This window comes from Deltaproteobacteria bacterium, from assembly GCA_029210625.1.
GTDB lineage: Bacteria > Myxococcota > Myxococcia > SLRQ01 > SLRQ01 > JARGFU01.
On the sequence record JARGFU010000054.1, the window covers coordinates 1 to 16,916 of the forward strand.

Genomic DNA, 16,916 nt, shown 5'->3' on the forward strand with positions numbered 1-16,916 from the left:
GCCGCGAGTAGCCCTTGATGTCGGAGAAGAGGATCGCGGCGAGAGAACGCTGCTCTGCAACTCTGGTCGGATCGTTGTTGGTCACTGGAATACTCGGCGGGGAGAGCGCCGTTGGGCTGCCAGCTATCAGCTATCAGCTATCCGCTGTCAGCAACCAGGTATCGGGCGAGGAGGGAGCGCCCCAGGGCGAGTCAGCAACGGCCAGGCTCACAGCTCGAAGCTCATAGCTCGAAGCCCGCTGTCCACCGCCTCCCGGCGCCTGGTCGGCGGCGCGGCGGGCGGCGTATGTCGCAGCGCGTCGCAGTCGAGGGACGGTGGGCGACGCATCCCCTTGAATTTGCAGCTTTGCCAGGTCCCCTGGTGAGGCCCCGAGGTCCCCATTCTGCGGAAGACTGGGCCCTCGCCGCCAACCATGCCGGCGGCGTGGGCATCACCCTCCGGAGCTGGGCAAACCGACCAGCAGGTCGTGGGTCGCGAAACTGCCCGCCGGGGCGAGGAGCGCGTCGATCACCGAGGCCAGACCCGCTCGAAGACGAGCGCCTCGAGGGGCAGCCGCTTGCGCGGTGCCCGCTCGCGCTCGGCGAGCTCGGGTGACAGCCGATCGACGTCCCCCGGGATGCCGATGGCCAGCACCACGACCGGCGCGTGTCCCTCGGGGATCCCCAGGGCCTCGCGGAGGGCCTCGCCGTCGAAGCCCCCCATCTGATGCACCGCCAGGCCCCGGTGGGTGGCCTCCAGGGTCAGCTGGGCCACGGCGGCCCCTGCGTCGTACCAGGCGTGGGCGTTCTTCTTCCCGTTGCGGCGGAAGGTCTCCGCCACGACCACCGCGACCAGGGCTCCGGCGTTGCGCGCCCAGGGCTGATTGCCCGCCGAGAGGCAGGCGGCGATGCGCTCGAAGGCGGCCTCGTCCTCGCGCCCGGCGACCACGAAGCGCCAGGGTTGCTCGTTCATCGAGGACGCCGCCCAGCGCGCCGCCTCGAGCAGCGCGTCGAGATCCTCCCGCGGGAGCGGCCGGGCCTCGAAGGCCCGGGGGCTCCAGCGCTCGGTGAGCAGGGGATGGATGGGGTGATCGGTGGGGGCCGGCTTCTGCATGGTGGAACTCCTTCAGATGAGATCGAAGAGGAGAAGTTCGGCGTCGGTGATGGCCTCGACTCCGATGCGCTCGACGCCCTCCAGGGCGGCGCCGTCTCCCTCGCGCAGCACGCGATCGTCGATGCGCAGCTCACCGCGTACGACCTGCACCCAGGCCCGTCGACCCTCGTCCAGCCGGTGCTCCACCCGCTCTCCGGGGTCGAGCAGGCTGGCGTGGACGTCCACGTCCTGGTGGAGGGTGACCGAGCCCTCGCGACCGTCCCGGGAGGCGACGAGCCGGAGCCGACCGCGCCTCTCGTCACCGAAGTGGCGCTGCTCGTAGCCGGGCTCGAGGCCCCGGGCGTCCGGCACGACCCAGATCTGGAGGAAGCGGAGATCCTCGTCCCGGGAGGGGTTGAACTCGCTGTGGGTGACGCCGGTGCCGGCGCTCATGCGCTGGACCTCCCCGGGCCGGATCACGCTGCCGTTTCCCATGCTGTCACGATGCTCGAGGGCGCCCTCCACCACGTAGGAGAGGATCTCCATGTCGCGGTGGGGGTGGGTCGGGAAGCCCGCGCCGGCGACCACCCGGTCGTCGTTGATGACCCGCAGGGCGCCGAAGCCCATGTGCTTCGGGTCGTAGTAGTGGGCAAAGGAGAAGGTGTGGTTCGTATCCAGCCATCCGTGGTTGGCATGGCCCCGGTCGCTTGCGGCGCGTAGCGTGATCATCTTCTACCTCCTTGATCACAGGATGGACCCTCAGTATCGGGAGACAATGGCTCAAAAATCATCTTATTGTTGAGCAATAGGAATCAGAGTTGTACGGGCCAGGGAGGAGCATTTTCCGGTCCCTGGGCCCGGTCAGGTCAGTCAGTCAGGGAGCCACCCACTTGGTGGACCGTGCCCTTTCTGCTCCAAGTGGGTGGTACCTTTCTCGGTACCTTTCTCGCTTCCTGTCCCTGACCCTGCTTCCCGCCCCTGACTGGAGGCTCGCATGCGAAGGTACCCCGCTCTCCTCCTCCTCGGCCTCCTGATCGTTGCCGGCTGCGGCGATGGTGGTGGCGGCAACCGCCAGATCGGCCAGGAGTGCGGCGAGGACCCGGACTGCGCCGAGGGGCTGCGGTGCATCCTCTACGGCGCCCGGGACATCGGCGAGAGCGGACTCGAGTGCACGACCGCCCGGCTCTGCTCCATCCCCTGCACCAGCACGACGGAGTGCGTGGACAGCCTGGGAGACGGCCACATCTGCCTCTCCGACTGCCACGAGGGCTCCTGTCTGCGAGGCAGCTCCAGCGGCGGCTAGGGGGCGGACACGTTCCCCGGCGCGGGCCTGCGCGCGGGCGAAACTCCACTTCGAGGCAGCTCCCTCATGTCCGACGAGCGTTCCAGGCTCCTGACCCGCAGGGCGCTCCGCATCTCGGTGGCGGAGGGCCTCCTCCACGCCGTGATGGTGGGCGCCTGCGAGAGCTACCTCGGCGCCTTCGCGGTCGAGCTCGGCCACCGCGGCACCGCGCTGGCGGTGCTGGCCACGGTCCCCATCCTGGCCGGCGCGCTCTTCCAGCTCTTCACCGGGCCGCTGGTGCGCTGGCTGGGGACCCGCAAGCGCGTGGCCGTCTTCGGCGCGGCGTTGCAGGCCGCGGTGGTGGGGACCTTCGTTCTCATCGCCCTCACCCGGGACGACCGCCTGGTCTCCCTGCTCGCGGCGAAGGTCCTCTTCTGGATCGCCGGCGCGATCGTGGCCCCCGTCTGGGGCGCCTGGATGGCGTCGCTGATCCGGGGGCGGCGCCGGGAGCGCTACTTCGCCCTGCGCTCGGGGGCGGCGCAGGTAGGCCTGCTGGTGGCCTTCCTCCTCGCCGGCGTCTCGATCCACGCCCGCGCCGACGCCGCCGACCCGCTCCGGCCCTTCGTCGCGCTCTTCGTGGTGGCCACCATCGCCCGGGCCTTCAGCGCGCTCGCCCTGCTCCTGCAGCCCGACCCTCGCAAGGTCGCTGCCCCGCCCGCGGCGAGCGGACCCAGGCTGCTCGAGGTGATCCGCGGCTCGCAGTGGACGACCGCGATCTACCTCACCTTCCTGATGACCGGCGCGAACATCGCGGTGCCCTTCTTCACGCCCTACATGCTGCAGACCCTGCAGCTCGACTACGCGCGCTTCGCCTCGATCATCGCGATCTCGCTGGTGGTCAAGGCGGTGTTCTTCCCCTTCTGTCATCGTCTCGCCAGCCGGCTCGGCCTGCGGGCCATGCTCGGGATCGGCGGCACCGGAGTCGCCGCCGTCGCCCTGCTCTGGGCGAGCTCACCCTCCCTCGCCGTGGTGGCGCTCGCCCAGGTGCTCGGCGGCGTCTCCTGGTCGGCGCTCGAGTACTCGAGCTACCAGCTGCTGCTCCGGAGCGCCCCGCACCCGGTCCGCGTCGAGTTCCTGTCCATCGCCGGCTCGCTGGTCGGCGTCGGGACGGTGGCCGGTTCGCTGGTGGGCGGCCTGCTCCTCGACCGCCTGGGTCTCGACTACCGGGACCTCTTCATCCTCTCGGGCCTCTGTCGGGTGCTGGCGCTCGCGCCCCTCTTCGGCCTCCCCCGCCGCCTCTTCCCCGGCGAGCTGCAGCACCTGCTCTGGCGCCTCGTCTCGGTCCGGCCGGTGGGGGGCGGCGTGCAGCGGCCGATCCTGCGGGACGAGGATCGAGAGGAAGACGAGTGATGCACGGGGTCTCCTGCGGCCTCCCGCTCTGAACCGGAGTCAGGCAGGTCTGCCGCGGGGCCATTCGTTCTCTACGAGAGGTACTCCCAGGTCCCCTGGCTTGGCTCCGAGGCCACTATCCTACGTTGGACCTGCCCCAGGTTGTCCGCTCAGTCAGCTGTCCAGGGTCCGATGACGCAACTTCCGTCAAGAGCACGGCGCCAGGGCGGCCACAGTGCTTCCTGTTCCTCGCGGACAGCGACCTCTGATCGTCAGAAGAGGTGGCCGGCGGTGAAGTAGAAGCCGACCGGGTTGGCCTGGGGGGACCAGGCCACGTCCGCGCGCACCACGAAGACCTCGCCCTGCTGCAGGCGCAGGCCGCCGCCCACGCCGTAGTGGAGGGGGTCCCCGCCGGTGCCGATCTCGGGGCGGGAGCGGACGTCCGCCCAGACCCGGCCGGCGTCGCCGAAGGCGACCAGGCCGATGCGCCAGCGCTTGTTCCAGGCCTCGAAGCGGAAGAGCTGGGTGCGCAGCTCGAGGTTGGCGATGGCCTTGTAGCGGCCGTAGTAGCGCTGGCCGGGGATGCCCCGCAGCCCGAAGGCGGAGCCGATCGCCCAGCGGTTGCCGGCCCGCGCGAGCTCGTAGAAGGGGGGATCGCCGAAGAGGAGATCGAGCTGCAGGCGGGAGGCGAGGACCAGCACGTCCTTGTAGAGGGGCAGGAAGAGGCGGCCGGAGAGGTTGGTGCGCAACCAGAAGAGGGGGATCCTCGGCTGGATCGCCGGGGCGTGCTGGAAGAGCAGGTCCACGGTGTAGCCCTTGCTGGCCACCGTCTCGTTGTCCCGGGTGTCCAGGCCCAGGGCGTAGTCGAAGATCAGCGCGTCGTGGTGGCCGGTGCCGCGCAGCTCCGCGCGCAGCCAGTCCGAGGAGGAGGCCAGGTCCCGGGCCACGGCACCATCGGAGGGGATGCGCACGAGATCGCGCCCGTAGCTGACGCCGAGCTTGAGGCGCCAGGGATCCGGCAGGGCGAAGCCGAGCTGGAGGAAGACGTGGGGCTGGGCCAGGGAGTAGCGCTGCTGATCGAAGTCGAGGGCGGGGTCGGGCTGGGAGGCGTTGCCCAGCCCGGGGTAGAGCAGGGTCGCGTTGCGTACGTAGCGCGCGCCGACGATCAGCCGCAGGGGATCGAAGATCAGCTGGGGGAAGGTCGCCCGGAAGGTGTAGTCCTGGTAGGGCACCAGCAGGCGGCTGCCCCCCTCGAGCTTGAAGAGGGCGAGGGCGACGGCCTCGAGGCGGTAGCGGTAGGGCTCGTAGGGGAAGCGGAAGTCCGCCAGGGAGAGCATGATCCCGGCGCCGTAGCCGAAGTCCGAGTCGCCGCCGAGGAGCGGCAGCCAGGAGAACTCCTGCCGGTCGAGGTAGCGCCGCTCGTCGTCCGCCTGATCGGCGAGGGCCGGGCCGGGGAGGGTGAGGGCCAGCAGGAGCAGCGCGAGCCCGGCGAGGGGCGCGCGATGGATCGGAGGGCCAGGGGGCCGGCGTTGCGCGGGCGAGACGAACATCCTCGAGCCGAGAGCATAACCGAGTTGGCGGGGGCCGGGTGGACCCGGATAGGATGGGGGCGGGAGGGAAGAGACATGAAGCTGCCCGTGCGCCTGATCGAGGGAGCGATCCTGGCTTGCACCGCGCTGCTGGTGGTCGCCACCAGCGAGAGCGAGCCGATGAGCTGGACCACCACCACCACCGTGCAGGGCACGGCGGTCGTCCTGGACGAGGCGGTGCCCGACGTCATCACCGACGTGGACCTCGTGCTCTCCGCCACGACCATCGACGTCACCGACCCGGTGAGCGGCGATCTCACCCTGGAGGCGACCCTGACCTGGAACCCACCCCTGACCGACCCCACGGCGGCGGCGCCGGAGGTGGTGGTGGGGATGGCCGAGGGCAACTTCGGGCCCGAGGGCGCCGGGCGCGCCGCGGGGATCCCGGGGAGCGAGCCCCGGGTGCTGACCGCCACCCGGCGGGTGCTCGGCACCTGCAGCATCACCACCGGCTGCACCGAGCGGCTGCGGATGCACTTCCTGGCGGGCGCGCTGCCGGCGGGCGCCTCCCTCGACGTGAGCTGGACCCTCACCGCCGACGTGGTGGGCTCGGGCCGCTCGAGCCCGCCGCCCGGGGTGGCCGTGACGATCACCGAGGTGACGGCCACGCCCTAAAGACGAGAACGCCCCGGGGCTCGCGTGAGACCCGGGGCGTCCGTCGGTGCGGTCGGGTGCTGCTAGGGCGCCGGCTCGCCGGCGACGCAGAGGCCGTCCCAGCAGGTGGCGCCGGGGCCGCAGTCGGCGTCGGCCCGGCAGGCGGCCGGCTCGCAGCAGTAGGAGGGCAGGGTGCCGTCGTTGGCCGCGCGGCAGTTGCCCGCCTCGTCGGTCCAGGCGCCCCAGCACTCGTCCACCGGATCGGGGTCGACGCAGGCCCAGCAGCCGTCCTGCACGACCAGGGTCTGACCCTCGGCGCAGGTCGGGGGGATCATGTCGCAGACGACGGGGTAGACGCACTGGCTCGGCGGGGCCGGGGGGCAGCCGATGGCGGTGCAGGTGGCGTAGTGCTCGCAGTAGCCGTCGGGGCCGCAGTCGGCGTCGATCTCGCAGCCCTCGCCGGGCAGGGGCTCGCAGACGCCCATCGGAGCGCCGCAGTCGCAGGGCTCGCCGTTCTCGCTGGCGCAGAGGCAGTCGACCTCGTAGGTGACGCACTGCTCACCCTCGGCGCAGTCGAGGTCGCTCTGGCACTCGGGTCGGGGCGCCGGCACGCACACGCCGATCATCTGGAAGCAGCCGGGCTCGCCGGTGGCCGGGTCGGCCGGGCAGACCGTCTCGAAGATCTCGCAGGCCTCGCCCGGGCCGCAGTCGAGGTCGCTCTGGCACTCGCCCGGCTCGAAGCGGGGCTCGCAGGTGCCGGCGGCCACCGGGGCGCCGCAGTAGCAGTCACCGGCGGGGCCGCAGTCGCAGTAGTCGTCCGGGTCGGTGGTGCCGGAGAGGTTGCAGAAGAACTCCGGACCGCAGTCCTCGTCGCTGAAGCACTCGGAGGGCCGGGGCTGGCAGAAGGTGGGCTCCCAGAGGCCGCAGTCGTAGGGGCAGTCCTCGCCCTCGGCGCAGGCGCAGTCGACCATCGGCTGCATCGGGCAGAAGGAGTCCGCGGGGCAGTCGGCGTCGCTCCAGCACTCGGCCGGGCCGGGCTCGCAGGTGCCCTCGACGGGCTCCCCGCCCCCGCAGCGGCAGTCGGCGTCCGGCGGACAGTCGGCGCCGCAGCGGGCGACCGGCGGCAGCTCGCAGTGCTCGCCCGGCCCGCAGTCGGCGTTGGAGGAGCAGGTCTCGATGGCCCGGCAGACGCCGGTCAGCGCGATGCAGTTGGTCGGGCTGGGCTCGTAGCCGGGCGGCAGCGCCTCGTCGTAGTCGCAGTAGAAGCCCTCGCCGCAGTCGCTGTCGGCGAAGCACTCGACGGGGTTCGGATCGTCGTCGTCCTCGATCGGACCCATGCAGCTCCCGCCGGTGAAGCCGGAGAGGGTGATGACGAAGGCGGCGGCGACGGTGGCGCGGAAGAGAGCTTCGAGGTTGGCGGTGTGGGTTCGCATCGGGTTCCTCCTGATTGGCTCCGCGGTATTACAACCCCCGTGCCAGCCCGGCTCGCGCGCCAAGGTGCTGGAATCACGTGCGTCCCGGCGCCGGAGGGATCCGACTTTCCGGGGCCGCCGGCCCGACCCCTCTCAGAATTCCGAGAGATCTCCGGAGAGAGCCTCGTCCCCGAGGCGCGCCCGAACCTCTCGCCAGCGGGCGGCCAGCGCCTCGCGGCGTGCGTCCGGGAGGTGGGCGGTGGCCTCCTCGAGGGCACCCTCCACCTCCTCGGGCGTGGCGCCGGTGAGGAGGGCGCCGCGCAGGTGGGAGTGGAGCTGCTCGGGGAAGTCGGTGGCGGCGAGGAGCACCACGTTGAGCAGCTCGCGGGTGGCGAGATCGAGGCCGGGCCTCCCCATCACCTTCCCGTAGCCGTCCTCCACCATCCAGCGGTTCGCCGCCGGGTGGAGGGTCGCCATCCGCCGCCGGAGCATCGGATAGGCGCGCCCGTAGACCGCCTCGCAGACCGCCTCGCCCTCGGCCCGGGGCGGGGCCTCGGCGTCGGTGAGTCCGGAGGCGTCGGTGCCCGTGAGGCGGCGCCAGCGGCCGAGGGTGGTCAGCGCGGCCGGGAAGCCGAGGAAGAGGAGGGTCTGGAGGATGGCCTCCTCCACCGCCGCTGCGGGGTGGCCCGTCTTCAGGGCCGCGAGGGCGGCGTCGATGGCCGGCGGGTCGCGCCGGGCCATGGCGACGCCCAGCCGCCAGATTCCCCGGCGGGTGGCGTGGGAGGCAGGCGCCTCGGCCAGGGAGCCGGCGCCCCGGTCGGATCCGCTCACGGCCGCCCGATCCCGTCGGCGAGGAGGCCCACCGCCGTGGCAAAGTAGAGCGAGCGGTTCCAGTGCAGCAGGGAGTGGTAGTTGCCGTAGACGAGGTAGGTGGGGCCCGTCGCGCCGCCCGGCTGCACCAGGGAGCCGGTGAGCTCCACCGCCGGCAGGTCCTTGCCGTTGGGCTTGCGTACGCCCAGCGCCTGCCACTCCGAGAGGGGCTTCTTGATCGTCTTGCCGATCAGGGCCGGGTCGAGGCCCTCGGGGAGCTTCACCCGCCGTCCCCAGGTCCGGTTCGCGTCCCAGCGGTTCTGGTGGAGATAGTTCGCGGTGGAGCCGAAGACGTCGGCCCGGGTGTTCCAGATGTCCTTCCGCCCGTCCCCGTCCTGATCGACGGCCCAGGTGAGGAAGCTGGAGGGCATGAACTGACACTGCCCCATCGCCCCGGCCCAGGAGCCCTTCATCTGCGCGGGGGTGATGTGACCCTCGTCGAGGATCTTCAGGGCGTTGAAGAGCTCCTTGCGAAAGAAGCTGCCCCGCCGCCCCTCGAAGGCGAGGGTGGCCAGGGCCGTGATCACCGAGAAGCCGCCGGTGTTCGAGCCGAAGCCGGTCTCGATGCCCCAGAGGGCGACGATGAAGCGGGGCTGGACGCCGCGCTGCTTCGCCACCGCCTCAAGCAGCTCCTCGTTCTCGGCCAGCAGCCTCTTCCCTTCAGCGATCCGGGCCGGGGTGACGACCCGGCTCTTGTAGGTCTCCCAGCTCATCGTCCCCTCGGGCTGGCGCCGGTCGAGGGCGATGATCCGGTCGATGGGCCGGATCTCCTTCAGGGCCGCGGCGATCGTCTTCTCGGAGATTCCCTTCTCGAGCGCCTCCGCGCGCAGCTCCCCGAGCCAGAGCTCGAAGCGCTTCAGATCCTCCTCCGAGAAGGTGAAGGCCGGCTTCTCCTTCTCCTTCTTCTCGACCTTCGCCTCGGCCTCAGCCTCAGCTTCCGCCTCAGCCTCCGCCTTCTTCGGCTCGCTCTCCGTCCCCGTCCCCGTAGCCGTCCCCGTCTTCTCCTCCGCCCAAAGAGCGAGAGGCGAGCACAGAAGGAGCATCAGACCGGTTCCCAGCAGCAGTCGCGCGAAGTGCATGCCTCCCCATAACACGCGAGGGGGCCTCACTCATCCCGTCGGATCGTCCACGTCCACGTGCACGTCCACGTCCACGGGTTCTCCAGGTTCACATCACGGACTCATGGCAGCGAGGAAAGGCCGTGGACGTGTACGTGTACGTGTACGAGGGCGGAGCGCTGGAATAGGGTGCCCACCATGCGCAAGACCCTCGCCCCCTGGCCCCTCCTCCTCCCCTTGCTGGCCCTCCCCGCCTGCAAGCCCGATCCCGTCCACCTCGAGATCGACGAGAGCTGCGAGTTCCTCTGGCCGGTCCAGTGCGCGATGCCCTACCCGAACGACTTCTTCACGGTCGAGGACGCGAGCAGCCCCACCGGGCGGCGGCTGGCGCTCCCCTCCGAGGCCTTCCCGACCAACGTCCTCGACGAGCCCCTCGACCTCTCTCCCTGGAACCGGATGGACGGCTTCTCCACCGGGCCGACGATCCTCGTGGCCTTCGAGCGGCCCCTCGATCCGGCGAAGCTCGGGTGGCACGACGACTACTCGCCCTCCACCCTCCCCGGGAGCGCGACGATCCTCCTGGACGAGGAGGGGAACCTCGTTCCCCACTTCGCCGAGCACGACGGACTGCCCGGCTACGAGGAGCCGATCGCCTTCTACCTGCGGCCCGCCAGCAAGCTGAAGGAGGGCCACCGCTACATCGTCGCCCTCAAGACCGGCCTCACCTACGCGGACGGGGCCGCGCTGAGCCCCTCGGAGCCCTTCCGTCTGCTGCGCGACGAGCTCGAGTCCGACGCACCTGCCCTGGAGGCGCGCCGGGAGCACTTCGAGGGCATCTTCGCCGCTCTCGAGGCGGCGGGCGTGGCCCGGGAGGAGCTGCTCCTCGCCTGGGACTTCACCACCGCCTCGGGCGAGGCCGTGCGCGGGGACCTGATCCACATGCGGGACGACGCCATGGCCCGGGTCGGCGCCGGCGGCCTCGGCTGCACGGTCACCTCCACCACCGAGCCGGGCAACGAGATCTTCCGCCAGGTCGAGGGCACCTTCACGCTGCCCTCCTACATGAGCAACCCCGACACCCTCTCGGACCTGGTGCGGGGCGCCGACGGCAAGCCGGCCTTCCAGGAGCTGGTCGAGGCGCGCTTCGTGGCCAACATCCCCCGCAGCCTGGCCGACCCCGCCGCCGCGCCCGGGCGCCTGATCACCTACGGCCACGGCCAGCTCGGCGCGCCGGAGGAGGTGATCTGGAGCGGCGGGCGGGTGCTCGCCGACCAGCTCGGCGCGGTGCTGGTCTCCACCGACTTCCTCGGCATGTCCGAGCTCGACTACGCCGCGGTGACCCGGGCGCTGGCCCAGGTCTCCTTCTTCGGCTCGATGACCGACCGGCTCCACCAGGGGCTGGTGGCCGAGTGGGTCCTCACCCGGACGATGATGGGGGCCTGCGCCAGCGAGCCCGCCTTCCAGGTCAACGGCCACCTCGCCTACGACCCGGACGAGCGCTACTACCTGGGCATCTCCCAGGGGGCGATCTTCGGCTGGACCTACCTCGCCCTCGCGCCGGACGTCGAGCGGGGAGTGCTGAACGTCGGCGGCGCCAACTACGCCACCATCGTCGATCGCTCGCTCAACTTCGTGGAGTTCGAGGACCGGATGGACAACTGGTACGAGCGCCGGGTCGACCGCCGCCTGCTCATCGTCCTGATGGAGCAGCTCTGGGAGAAGACCGAGGGCTGGGGCTACCTGGGCCAGATCGCCACGCCCCTCCCCGGCATGACGCCCCGCAAGGTGCTCTTCACCACCGGCAAGAACGACGTGGCGGTGCCCAACCTGAGTGCGGACATCGCCGCCCGCAGCGCGGGGCTCCCGCTCCTCGAGCCGCCGCTGGAGGAGCCCTGGGGCTTCGAGAGGGTGAGCCCGCCTCACGACGGATCGGCCTACGTCACCTACGACCTCGGCGACCCCGCGGTGCCCGCGGGGAGCGCGCCGCCCGAGGTCGACGGCGGAGTCCACGGGGACTTGCGCAAGCAGGCCACCCACATGGCTCAGCTCGACGCCTTCCTCCGGCCCGATGGGGTCGTCATCAACCCCTGCAGCGGCCCCTGCGATCCGGACTAGCGGGGGGAGCTCCCGCTCCCGCTACGCTTTCGGGATTCCGAGGGTGGCCTCGTCGACCTCGGGGGGAGGGAAGGCGGGGCGCGCGAGGAAGTAGCCCTGGGCCAGGTGGGCGCCGGTGTCCACCACCGCCTGGTATTCGCCGAGGGTCTCGATCCCCTCGGCCACCACCCGGGCGCCCAGATCGACGCAGAGCCGGACGATCGCCTTCACCAGGATCATCTTGCGCGGCGTGGTGTCGAGGTCCCGGATCAGGGCCATGTCCAGCTTGACGACCTCGGGCTGGAGGTCGGCGATGTACTTGAGGTTCGAGTAGCCCGAGCCGAGGTCGTCCACCGCGAGCATGATGTCGCGGCTGCGCATCTCGGTGAGCACCTCGTTGCACCAGCGGAAGTGGGTCAGCGGCACCGACTCGGTGATCTCGATGAAGATGGGTTGATCGTGGAAGTAGATCGGATCGTCCGGCCGGACGAGCAGCCCGTGGTTCAGCTCACCGGGGTGGATGTTGAGGAAGAGGGGCGTGTCGGGGCAGCCCTCGATGGCCATCTCCCGCAGGATCCTCCCCAGGTCGCCGATCAGATCCGCCTCCACCGCGCCCTTGAGGATCTCGGCCGGGCCCGGGAAGGTCTGGGTGGTTCCCCGTACCAGGGCCTCGTAGGCGAAGACCCGCCTCTCCTGGATGTCGTAGAGGGGCTGGAAGACCAGCCGCATCAGCCGCTTCTCCACGACGTCGTGGATCGTCAGGGGTCGTCCCCCGGCGGTCACTGGCTGGTCGGAAGGGAGATCCGGCATCGCGGGGAATCATATACTCACCCGTGGATGCACGCACCCGCACCGCTCCTCGCTGCCCTCCTCCTGCTGGGCGCCTGCGCCTCGACACCCGAGGTCGTCGTGGAGGAGCGTCCGGCCGCGGCGCCGGCTCCCCTGGAGCGGCTGCGCTTCGCCTGGCCCGATGCCCTCCGGCTGGCGGTGAGCCGCCAGGCCCGCCGGGCGGAGACGGTCGCGGGCAAGGTGCAGCGCAGCCAGGGGCCGGTCGAGCGCTGGCGCTGGAGCTTCCACCGGCAGGGGGAGCACGCCCGGTTGAGGATGGAGCCCACCGGCCGGGAGGAGCGTGAGGTCTGGGACTTCGAGCTCGCCGCCGACGGCAGCGTCAGCCGGGTCGACGGCCTGGAGGGCGCCGACCGGGAGGCCCTCCTCCAGCTCTGGGCCCAGCTGGTGGGCCTCTGGCGGGAGCGGGAGCTCGAGCTCGGGCAGGCCTACCGCCGCAGCGCCGAGGACGGTGAGGGGCCGGGTCTGCAGCTCGTCGCCCGGAAGGCGGCGGCCTGCCCCGGCGCCGGGGGCGAGGGGGCGCCGCAGTGTGTCTGGCTGGAGAGCCTCTTCGAGCTGGAGGAGCGGCGCTTCAAGGATCTGGGCCAGGCCGCGGTGAGCGACTTCCTCTCCGGGCTGGACGAGGTCCTGCCCGAGCTCTCCGAGCTGCCGGTGGAGATCGTCTCGGTGCGCCCCGAGCGCCAGACCGAGCTGATCGCCGAGCCGGACACGCTCCTGCCGCACGCCTTCGTCGAGCGCACCTACCTGCGCCTCGAGCTGCGGGCCGGCGACGCCCCCGAGCCCATCGTCTCGGAGGTGGTGGAGGAGGTGCGCTGGAGCTTCGAGCGCGCCCGCTAGGGCGTGCTCTGCAGGGCATCGATCTCGGCCTGCAGGATCTCGCCGATGGCCGGATCGGCCCCGAGGTGCACGAAGCGGATCCGCCCGGCCGCGTCGCGGACGAAGAGGGCGGGCAGGCCGCCGACGTTCAGGGCCCGCAGGGTCTCGTGGGCGTCCCCGTAGGCCACCGGGAAGGAGAGCGCGCGCCGCTGGAGGAAGCGGTGGACCAGCTCGGGATCCTGATCGACGTTCACCGCCAGGAAGCGCACCTCCCGGTTCTCCTCCCGGCCGGCCACCGCCTCGAGGAGGGGGAGCTCGTCCAGGCAGGGCTTGCACCAGGTCGCCCAGAGCCAGAAGACCTGGATGGCGCCCGGGCGCTCCTCGCCGCCCAGGGGCAGCGCGTTCCCCTCCTGGTCGAGGAGCTCGAGGCGAGGCGTGGGGCGATCGATCGAGCGCCGCAGGATCGTCTCGCTGCGCCGCTTCGCGCTGCGGGCGCGCGCGGCCGTCAGCGCGCCCTCGGGATCTTCCGTCAGCGCCGAGAGGCGGGCGCGGGCCTCGTCGGCGAAGCGCTCGTCGTGGACCAGCGCGTCGGCGCAGGCGGCCGCGGCCTCCCCGCGCCGCTCGAGCTTCTCGAGCACCACGCAGCGATGCCAGTGGATCTCGGGGTCGTCCATCAGCTCGTCGGCCCGGATCAGGTCCTCCAGGGCCAGCGCCACCTTCTCCATCTTGAAGTGCAGCCAGCCCCGCGTGTCGAGGAAGGCGGCCCGCCGCGCCTCGAGGGGTCCGCCGGGCGCCGGCTGCTCGCCGTGCGCCTCCAGGCGGGAGGTGAGGCGATCGAGGATGGCGAGGCCCTGCTCGACGCGGATCAGCCCCTCCGCCAGGTGCTCGCCGAGCTCGGCGTAGGCGTAGGCCATGGCGTTGAGCACGTCGGCGTAGGAGGTGTCGTCGCGCACCTGCACCTTGCGGGACCACTCCCGCATCTTCTCGATCTCGAGGAGCTCGGCGTAGGTCTGCACCAGCACCGAGGCGATGATCTCCGAGAGCTGCGGGTGCCCTCCGAAGACCTCGTGGAGGGTCTCCAGGCTGGCGGCCCGGGCGTGCGGGTCGGGGTGGCGCAGGGCGGCCTCGAGGGCGCGGGCCGGATCGATCCGCCGGACCTCGGGGCTCCCGCCCGGGTGGCCGCCGCCGGCCGCGAGCTCCTCGGCGTCCGTCGGAGGGGCCTCGTCCGCTCCGGGAGGAGCCGCCTCGCTCGAGGCCTCCGGGGCGGGGGGGGTCTTGGGGGCCGAGGCGCAGGCGGCCCCGATCGAGGTCGCGGCCAGCACCGCGACGAGGAAGCGATCACGCATCCGCGTACCTTGGATCGATCTGGCCCGGAACACCAATCGGGGGCCCCTTTTTCCCGGGCTTCACCCGGGCCCTTGGTCTTGGCGGGTGGTCTCGGATAAGGCTTCGCGCATGGGACGCTTCGACGATCTGGACCGCCTCGCCATCACCACCCTCCGGGCCCTGGCCATCGACGCCATCGAGGCCGCGAACTCGGGTCACCCCGGGGCGCCCCTCGGGCTCTCGCCGCTGGGTTGGCTGATCTTCCGGCACCTGCGCAAGCACGACCCCGCCGATCCGGCCTGGCCGGATCGCGATCGCTTCGTGCTCTCGGCGGGCCACGCCTCGATGCTCAATTACGGCCTGCTCCACCTCTCGGGCTACGATCTCCCCCTCGAGGAGATCCGGAACTTCCGCCAGTGGGGCAGCCTCACCCCGGGTCACCCCGAGGTCGATCACACCCCCGGCGTCGAGATCACCACCGGCCCACTGGGGCAGGGCCTCTCCACCGCGGTGGGGATGGCCATGGCCGAGCGGCAGCTCGCCCTGCGCTTCAACCGCGAGGGCAAGACCGTCATCGACCACCTCACCTGGGTCATCGCCTCCGACGGTGATCTCATGGAGGGCGTCGCCTCGGAGGCCGCTTCCCTCGCCGGGCACCTGCAACTCGGCAAGCTCATCGCCTTCTGGGACGACAACTCGATCACCATCGACGGGCGCACCGACATCACCTTCACCGAGGACGTCGAGCGGCGCTTCGAGGCCTACGGCTGGCACGTGCAGCGGGTCTCGGACGGCGAGGACCTCGAGGCCCTCTTCGAGGCGGCCGAGAGGGCCAAGGCCGATCCCCGCCCCAGCCTCATCGCGGTGAAGACCGTCATCGGCTACCCGGCGCCGAAGAAGCAGAACACCTCGGGCGTCCACGGCTCGCCCCTGGGCGCCGAGGAGGCGAAGGCCACCAAGGCCGCGATGGGCTGGGAGCACGGCGCCTTCCACGTCCCCGCGGAGGTGGCCGCGATCGCCGACGCCATCCGGGCGAAGGGCGCCGAGGCCTCCGCGGCCTGGCGGGAGCGCCACGCCGCCTGGGGCGAGGCCGAGCCCGAGGCCCGGGCCGAGCTCGAGCGCCGCCTGGCCGGGGAGCTGCCCGCCGGGCTCGAGGCCGCCATCCCGGTCTTCCCGGCCGACCCGAAGGGCATGGCGACCCGGAAGGCCTCCGGCGCGGTGCTCGGTCACCTCGCCGGGGTGATGCCCGAGCTCGTCGGCGGCAGCGCCGACCTCGCCGCGTCGAACAACACCTACCTGAAGGGGGAGGGCGACTTCGCCGCCCGGATGGAGCGGGCCCCCCGCAACGTGCACTGGGGCATCCGCGAGCACGCCATGGCCGCCGCCTGCAACGGCCTCTCCCTCCACGGCGGCGTGCGCCCCTACTGCGCCACCTTCCTGGTCTTCGCCGACTACATGCGGGGGGCGATCCGCCTCGGCTCGCTGATGCGTCAGCCGACGATCTACGTCTTCACCCACGACTCCATCGGTCTGGGCGAGGACGGCCCCACGCACCAGCCGGTGGAGCACCTCGCCTCGCTGCGGGCCATCCCCGGCCTGACGGTGATCCGCCCGGCCGACGCGAACGAGACCCGGGAGGCCTGGCTCGCCGCGCTGGCCAGCGAGGGGCCGGTCGCCCTGGCGCTCACCCGCCAGAACCTCCCCACCCTCGACCGGGCCGCCGGCCTCGGTGACCCCGCCGGCACCGCGCGCGGGGCCTACGTCCTCTCCGAGCGCGAGGGCGCGAAGGCCACCCTGCTGGCCACCGGCAGCGAGGTGCCCCTGGCCCTCGAGGTCCAGGACCGGCTGGCCGGAGAGGGCGTCGCCACCCGGGTGGTGAGCTTCCCCTCCTGGGAGCTCTTCGCCGAGCAGCCGGCCGACTACCAGGCCGAGGTCCTCGGCGCCGAGGGCGGCCTGCGGGTCGTCCTCGAGGCGGGCATCCGCCAGGGCTGGGAGCGGTGGGCCGGCAGCAACGCCGCCTACGTCACCCTCGAGCACTTCGGCGCCTCGGCGCCCGCCGAGCGCCTCTTCGAGGAGTTCGGCTTCTCGGTGGAGAAGGTCGCGGCGGTGGTGAAGGGGCGGCTATGAGTTACGAGCTTCGAGCTTCGAGTTGCGAGCCCGGGTCATCCACTCGTAGCTCGTAGCTCGCAGCTCGCAGCCTGCGATCAGCCGGCGGGGACCGCCTTCACGCCGCGGCCCTTCTTGGCCTTCTTCCCCTGCTTCTTGGCCTCCTTGGCGTTCTTGTCCTTCGCGTCCTTGTCCTTCTCCGGATCCTGCTTCTCGCTGGCGGGATCGGGCTTGGGCAGCGGCGTCGGGGGGACGGGGCCCGGGAAGGCGGGGTTGGCGCGGGTCGCGGTGGGGTTCACCGGCGTGCCCACGGCGTTGGGCCGGGGCGGCGCGGCGGTGGCGGTGGGCTGCACCGGGCGGCCGACCGCGGCCGGCTGGGCCGGCTGGGCCGGGGTGACGGCGGTGGCGGCCGGCTGCACCGGCGCCGCGGTGGCCGTCGGGCGGGCCGGGGCTGCGCTGGCGG

15 protein-coding genes are annotated in these 16,916 nt (G+C 71.9%); 6 read left to right on the forward strand and 9 right to left on the reverse strand.

Features of this window, described 5'->3' with window-relative positions; genetic code table 11:
• Positions 1-507: 507 nt before the first annotated feature.
• Both P1V51_24975 and P1V51_24980 read right to left on the reverse strand, forming a co-directional pair.
• Complete coding sequence (locus tag P1V51_24975) at positions 508-1,092, reverse strand: nitroreductase family protein (GenBank protein ID MDF1566309.1); 585 nt, start codon at positions 1,090-1,092, stop codon at positions 508-510.
• A gap of 12 nt (positions 1,093-1,104) precedes the next feature.
• Positions 1,105-1,800, reverse strand: coding sequence for a pirin family protein (locus tag P1V51_24980; protein MDF1566310.1), 696 nt, complete (start codon positions 1,798-1,800; stop codon positions 1,105-1,107).
• A gap of 265 nt (positions 1,801-2,065) precedes the next feature.
• Between P1V51_24980 and P1V51_24985 the strand changes: the two genes are divergently transcribed.
• Positions 2,066-2,374: a hypothetical protein gene (locus P1V51_24985; protein ID MDF1566311.1), complete on the forward strand. Its 309-nt coding sequence runs from the start codon at positions 2,066-2,068 to the stop codon at positions 2,372-2,374.
• Between the two features lie 66 nt (positions 2,375-2,440).
• Positions 2,441-3,763 (forward strand): MFS transporter, encoded by a 1,323-nt coding sequence (locus P1V51_24990; GenBank protein ID MDF1566312.1) that lies wholly within the window; start codon positions 2,441-2,443, stop codon positions 3,761-3,763.
• 251 nt (positions 3,764-4,014) lie between these two features.
• Here the strand turns inward: P1V51_24990 and P1V51_24995 are convergent, their stop codons facing one another.
• Entirely contained in the window at positions 4,015-5,292 is a 1,278-nt protein-coding gene (locus P1V51_24995) for a BamA/TamA family outer membrane protein (protein MDF1566313.1), read from the reverse strand.
• A gap of 75 nt (positions 5,293-5,367) precedes the next feature.
• Here P1V51_24995 and P1V51_25000 point away from each other — a divergent pair, with 75 nt between their 5' ends.
• Entirely contained in the window at positions 5,368-5,946 is a 579-nt protein-coding gene (locus tag P1V51_25000) for a hypothetical protein (protein ID MDF1566314.1), read from the forward strand.
• 62 nt (positions 5,947-6,008) lie between these two features.
• Here the strand turns inward: P1V51_25000 and P1V51_25005 are convergent, their stop codons facing one another.
• The 3 genes from P1V51_25005 to P1V51_25015 form a co-directional block, all read right to left on the reverse strand.
• A complete protein-coding gene (locus P1V51_25005; GenBank protein MDF1566315.1) occupies positions 6,009-7,358 on the reverse strand; it encodes a hypothetical protein in 1,350 nt (449 codons plus the stop codon).
• Positions 7,359-7,490: 132 nt separating this feature from the next.
• Positions 7,491-8,168 (reverse strand): carboxymuconolactone decarboxylase family protein, encoded by a 678-nt coding sequence (locus P1V51_25010; protein MDF1566316.1) that lies wholly within the window; start codon positions 8,166-8,168, stop codon positions 7,491-7,493.
• Positions 8,165-9,286, reverse strand: coding sequence for a lytic murein transglycosylase (locus P1V51_25015; protein MDF1566317.1), 1,122 nt, complete (start codon positions 9,284-9,286; stop codon positions 8,165-8,167). Before P1V51_25015 ends, P1V51_25010 begins: the two co-directional genes overlap by 4 nt.
• A gap of 177 nt (positions 9,287-9,463) precedes the next feature.
• Between P1V51_25015 and P1V51_25020 the strand changes: the two genes are divergently transcribed.
• The gene (locus tag P1V51_25020) at positions 9,464-11,380 is read left to right on the forward strand and encodes a hypothetical protein (protein MDF1566318.1); all 1,917 of its coding nucleotides are present in this window, start codon (positions 9,464-9,466) and stop codon (positions 11,378-11,380) included.
• 21 nt (positions 11,381-11,401) lie between these two features.
• Here the strand turns inward: P1V51_25020 and P1V51_25025 are convergent, their stop codons facing one another.
• Complete coding sequence (locus P1V51_25025) at positions 11,402-12,169, reverse strand: EAL domain-containing protein (GenBank protein ID MDF1566319.1); 768 nt, start codon at positions 12,167-12,169, stop codon at positions 11,402-11,404.
• A 27-nt stretch (positions 12,170-12,196) separates the two neighbouring features.
• Here P1V51_25025 and P1V51_25030 point away from each other — a divergent pair, with 27 nt between their 5' ends.
• Positions 12,197-13,042 (forward strand): hypothetical protein, encoded by an 846-nt coding sequence (locus P1V51_25030; GenBank protein ID MDF1566320.1) that lies wholly within the window; start codon positions 12,197-12,199, stop codon positions 13,040-13,042.
• Here P1V51_25030 and P1V51_25035 read toward each other — a convergent pair.
• A complete protein-coding gene (locus P1V51_25035) occupies positions 13,039-14,367 on the reverse strand; it encodes a redoxin family protein (GenBank protein MDF1566321.1) in 1,329 nt (442 codons plus the stop codon). The two genes, P1V51_25030 and P1V51_25035, sit on opposite strands and share 4 nt — an antisense overlap.
• Before the next feature lie 109 nt (positions 14,368-14,476).
• Here P1V51_25035 and tkt point away from each other — a divergent pair, with 109 nt between their 5' ends.
• Positions 14,477-16,474, forward strand: coding sequence for a transketolase (tkt, locus tag P1V51_25040; GenBank protein MDF1566322.1), 1,998 nt, complete (start codon positions 14,477-14,479; stop codon positions 16,472-16,474).
• Positions 16,475-16,551: 77 nt separating this feature from the next.
• Here tkt and P1V51_25045 read toward each other — a convergent pair.
• The coding region (locus tag P1V51_25045) for a hypothetical protein (GenBank protein ID MDF1566323.1) at positions 16,552-16,916 on the reverse strand (365 nt) is incomplete at its 5' end.

What these genes read in the sequence shown, in the direction of transcription:
- P1V51_24975 (MDF1566309.1), bottom strand. Translation starts at nt 1,092, where the DNA reads ATGCAGAAGCCGGCCCCCACCGATCACCCCATCCATCCCCTGCTCACC.
- P1V51_24980 (MDF1566310.1), bottom strand. Translation starts at nt 1,800, where the DNA reads ATGATCACGCTACGCGCCGCAAGCGACCGGGGCCATGCCAACCACGGA.
- P1V51_24985 (MDF1566311.1), top strand. Translation starts at nt 2,066, where the DNA reads ATGCGAAGGTACCCCGCTCTCCTCCTCCTCGGCCTCCTGATCGTTGCC.
- P1V51_24990 (MDF1566312.1), top strand. Translation starts at nt 2,441, where the DNA reads ATGTCCGACGAGCGTTCCAGGCTCCTGACCCGCAGGGCGCTCCGCATC.
- P1V51_24995 (MDF1566313.1), bottom strand. Translation starts at nt 5,292, where the DNA reads ATGTTCGTCTCGCCCGCGCAACGCCGGCCCCCTGGCCCTCCGATCCAT.
- P1V51_25000 (MDF1566314.1), top strand. Translation starts at nt 5,368, where the DNA reads ATGAAGCTGCCCGTGCGCCTGATCGAGGGAGCGATCCTGGCTTGCACC.
- P1V51_25005 (MDF1566315.1), bottom strand. Translation starts at nt 7,358, where the DNA reads ATGCGAACCCACACCGCCAACCTCGAAGCTCTCTTCCGCGCCACCGTC.
- P1V51_25015 (MDF1566317.1), bottom strand. Translation starts at nt 9,286, where the DNA reads ATGCACTTCGCGCGACTGCTGCTGGGAACCGGTCTGATGCTCCTTCTG.
- P1V51_25020 (MDF1566318.1), top strand. Translation starts at nt 9,464, where the DNA reads ATGCGCAAGACCCTCGCCCCCTGGCCCCTCCTCCTCCCCTTGCTGGCC.
- P1V51_25025 (MDF1566319.1), bottom strand. Translation starts at nt 12,169, where the DNA reads ATGCCGGATCTCCCTTCCGACCAGCCAGTGACCGCCGGGGGACGACCC.
- P1V51_25030 (MDF1566320.1), top strand. Translation starts at nt 12,197, where the DNA reads ATGCACGCACCCGCACCGCTCCTCGCTGCCCTCCTCCTGCTGGGCGCC.
- P1V51_25035 (MDF1566321.1), bottom strand. Translation starts at nt 14,367, where the DNA reads ATGCGTGATCGCTTCCTCGTCGCGGTGCTGGCCGCGACCTCGATCGGG.
- tkt (MDF1566322.1), top strand. Translation starts at nt 14,477, where the DNA reads ATGGGACGCTTCGACGATCTGGACCGCCTCGCCATCACCACCCTCCGG.